The organism is Sphingomonas sp. CFBP 13733, from assembly GCF_014841795.1.
Lineage (GTDB): Bacteria > Pseudomonadota > Alphaproteobacteria > Sphingomonadales > Sphingomonadaceae > Sphingomonas > Sphingomonas aerolata.
The window spans coordinates 1-3468 of the sequence record NZ_JACYUP010000022.1 but is presented as its reverse complement, the minus strand read 5'-3'; the positions used below and the strand labels follow the sequence as shown (position 1 = coordinate 3468).

Annotated in this window: 5 protein-coding genes; 1 reads left to right on the top strand and 4 read right to left on the bottom strand. The window is 57.8% G+C overall.

Going from position 1 to position 3468, the window contains the following annotated elements; all coding sequences use genetic code 11:
* Window positions 1-535 precede the first annotated feature (535 nt).
* A complete protein-coding gene (locus IFT71_RS21010) occupies window positions 536-1219 on the top strand; it encodes an energy transducer TonB (RefSeq protein ID WP_192143442.1) in 684 nt (227 codons plus the stop codon).
* Between the two features lie 769 nt (window positions 1220-1988).
* Here IFT71_RS21010 and IFT71_RS21005 read toward each other — a convergent pair.
* From IFT71_RS21005 to IFT71_RS20990, 4 genes are all read right to left on the bottom strand, one after another.
* Window positions 1989-2384, bottom strand: a complete 396-nt coding sequence (locus IFT71_RS21005) for a hypothetical protein (protein WP_192143440.1) — start codon at window positions 2382-2384, stop codon at window positions 1989-1991.
* 41 nt (window positions 2385-2425) lie between these two features.
* Window positions 2426-2605: a hypothetical protein gene (locus IFT71_RS21000; protein ID WP_192143438.1), complete on the bottom strand. Its 180-nt coding sequence runs from the start codon at window positions 2603-2605 to the stop codon at window positions 2426-2428.
* Window positions 2589-3062, bottom strand: coding sequence for a hypothetical protein (locus IFT71_RS20995; protein ID WP_192071985.1), 474 nt, complete (start codon window positions 3060-3062; stop codon window positions 2589-2591). Before IFT71_RS20995 ends, IFT71_RS21000 begins: the two co-directional genes overlap by 17 nt.
* A gap of 80 nt (window positions 3063-3142) precedes the next feature.
* Window positions 3143-3468, bottom strand: a 326-nt coding sequence (locus tag IFT71_RS20990) for a hypothetical protein (protein ID WP_206757483.1), incomplete at its 5' end; no start/stop codon positions are given.

Below are 3468 nucleotides of genomic sequence, written 5' to 3'. Positions count from 1 at the left end.
TCTTCTTCTCTGCCGTCGCGCTCGCGGCCACCGTCATCTTCTGGCTATGACCAATGAGTCCTGACCCTAGGAAGACCCGCTTCAGCTTACGGCCGCCTTGATTGACTTCAAGATGAGGTTTGTACCCACCCAACGGCCATATGCCAGCGACACACTCCCACTCCCAATGCTGCCGCCTCCAAACAGTGTCTAGTGTAACACCTTGTTCGGTGAGGATAAGGCGGCGCGGCCGAACTGCCGGAACCATGGAATGGCAAGCCCAAAACGTGAAGAACAGCGTCTCGATGAGGCATAGAGCCAAGAGGTCGTCGCCCTCTAGGCGGGGGACGCCCGGTACGTTAGCGTAATATGAACGAACGTCCGGGATTGGCGGAAGCGGAATGGCCAGGATTGGTGGTGAGCGGACGTTGGTCTATCGAGATGGCGATGTCAGCTTTTGATAGAGATCGGAACCGCAACTGCGCTCCTTCAAGCGCTGGAGAATTGGACGGCGATCTTCTTACGCTGGCATTTGCGAAGACGAACGCCATAACAGTTGACGCCGTTTGTGCCGGGCGTGATCGGGGTGAACGCGATGGGATGGTTTGAAACGGCTTCAATTATTGGGGCGAGTTTGTCTGCACTCGCCGGAAACATATTAGCGTGGGAAGCATCACCCGCGTCAGCGGTTCCGCCTAAAATGATCAGCAGTCCGATAAAGTTCGAAGACTATCCACAACAAGCTTTGCGAAACAGACAGGAGGGCTATGTCTCCATCGAACTAAAAGTATCGGTGAACGGTGCCCCCTTGTCCTGCCAAGTGACTGAAAGTGCTAGGCACTCAGCGCTTGACGAGGTAACTTGCAAACGGTTGATGAAGGCGCGTTTCGAACCGGCACGCGGCCCTGATGGCGTCGCAGTTGCTGGCAACTTTCATACCGCAGTCGGCTGGAGCATGCCAGCACCAGGTGTGGTGCCGGATAGCCGCGTATTTGTACCGGTCGCAGCTTTGCCGAACGGCTACGTGCAGCCTACATCGACCTTTCTGTCGTTCGATGCCGCTGGCTTTCTCGCCACCTGTGAGATTAAGGCCACCAGCGGGAGTGAAGCGTTCGACAAGGTTGCCTGCGCTCTTTTGCGCAAGCAGATGAAGATCACTCCCCCTCACGCAATCGGGAATGCGCGAGCGGCAGGGTATCGCTACGTTCCGGTCGCGGCTCTCCCGACCTCGAAACGGTAGGTGCGCTGTTTGTAGGCCAACGAATATCCGCCAATAGGCGTACGCGGTACTCCGATGCGATCGACTCCGGAACGTCTAGATTTGGTGGTGAGCAGCCCGGCAGGTTTCAGGAGCTTGGGTGTGGTTAGCTGCCATCAGGTCGGGTAGCTTGGAGCATGAGCACGTTCGACCTTCAAGCTTTCGCCCGGCCCGGTACGACGGTTTTGCCACCCGCTGGATTTCAGACAGGCTGGGTCAGGATCGACGATCTCGACGAAACGATATTCTACAGCACGGCGATCTGGTCCCGAGAGGAATACCCTCGGCATTGGCGCGACGCAGCGGGACGTCTGGCGAGTGGCGCCGACTTCGCGGCCTTCTGCACTAATCTAACCACAGATAATGCGAGCATATTCGCAGGCTTTCGCTCCTTCGATTGCGTCTGGTTCGAGGAGTGGGTCATGCCCCGATCGGCGCTTACGGTGGAGGGTACATGCGTCGCACTGGTTGCCGACGCTGCTCGCAGCGAGGGAGGCGAAGCATCCTCATGGCAAGTTTCGGTCGATGCCGTTCGGGCCTACGCTGGCCGCTAGGAAGCTGGCCAGCGGCGTTATCGCAAACGGGGGATCAATGTCCGCTTTTGGGAACGACGGAAAGGTCATCGACCGACCAATTGTGGGCGTCTGCGGACCGGCCGCTTTTGGGCGTCGAGTTTACCAATCGCGAATGTCGCATTGTGGTGGAGAGCAGACGTTCCTTAAGAGGGCAACGCCGTAAACATCGACCTGCGTTACGCCACCACCACGAGTGACACCCAATAAATTGCCCACCAAAGTGCGGGTACGACGAGCAGTCCCACAAAGCGACGCTGAGAAAAGTCTTTGAAGACAAGAAAGGATAACACCACGGTGCTAAACAGCATCACTGGCTTCGCCAGTAGCACCGCAAGCATGATATAAGGGCCAATCTTCGAAATCGTCTCGGGTGCGTCAAACATCATCGGGGTCATGAGCGCCATCATGGCGGCTCGTGGTATGGCAAGAAGCGCCACCACTCCAACGACTAAAGGAACGACACGCTTCCAAAGCTCCTTTGTATCGCTTCTGTATCCTGGTTCTTCCATCGCTGAAGCTCCTGAAATGTAGACGATAGCTAGCCCAAACCAGGCCCTGGCCGCGGTCAGCATTTGCCCTCTCAGTGCCCCCCTGTGAGGGACCCGTTTACCCACTACAGAATTTTTTTCGGCAGGCCATAAGTGCGGCCAACATCGCAGCGAATGTCGCCTTTTGGGCGAATGCAGACTGGCCGCTTCGGGTTGTTGTCGATCGGCCGCGCGAACGTCGCTACCCGGGCGGGAGCGGAATGGCCGGGATTGGTGGCAAGCGGACATTCAGGCGGCAGGCTCACTACCGGCTCCGAGGTGTAGCTGCCCCTCTCGAACGGTGAACCATCGCGGCGCACCATTGCGCCGGTCCACGAAGTGCCATTGCGGCTGGCCGTCTGTAGTCGAGAACGACAGGAACCGGACTCCGCCATCCGTCGTCATGGCCACTTCGGGCAGTTCGCCAAATAGCTCGCATCGCGCAATCCGGGCGTGGCGTAAGTCGTCGAGAGCTCGCTCCCACAGGTCGTCCTCACTCCAGCTTCCGCATCGGATCGCCGTCGCATCCTCGATGCGCCAACTCCATTCGACACCGAGCGATACTTCACCTTCGGGATGGCCTGTCGAGCCATCTCGATTGGCTACAGGGTGCAACTTGCCGCATTCGATGAAGATGGCGGACCCATAGCCACGCCAGACGTGACTTATAGGCAAGCCGATGAGCGACGCGGCAAAAGGCTCGAAGGCTTCAATGGGTGTCATAGCCGCTGATCTTAGCCGGTCACCGCTATGTCCGCTATTGGGCGGAAGCGGAATGGCCGGAATTGGTGGAAAGCAGCCGTTCAACCGTTACCAAGAACGATATCTGCAACTTTCCCGCTGACGCCCTCCAGTCGCCCGTACCACGATACGGTTGTGCGACCAAACGGTGTCACAATGCTCATGACATGACCTGGCGCGCCAACCCCGGTGGGGTTGGTCGTCTGCCGCTTTTCACTGTACAGTCGATGATCTTCGATTAACTGATCGAGCATCTGCGACTGAGCGGCGGTCAAAGGCAGCTCCCGATTTGATTCCATCTTCCGTTCAATCGGAAGATGTTGTTGCCCCCTAAAGGCCTGACAGAGCCTCGCAGGTTTGCGCAATGAACTCGCGTGGGGACCGATAG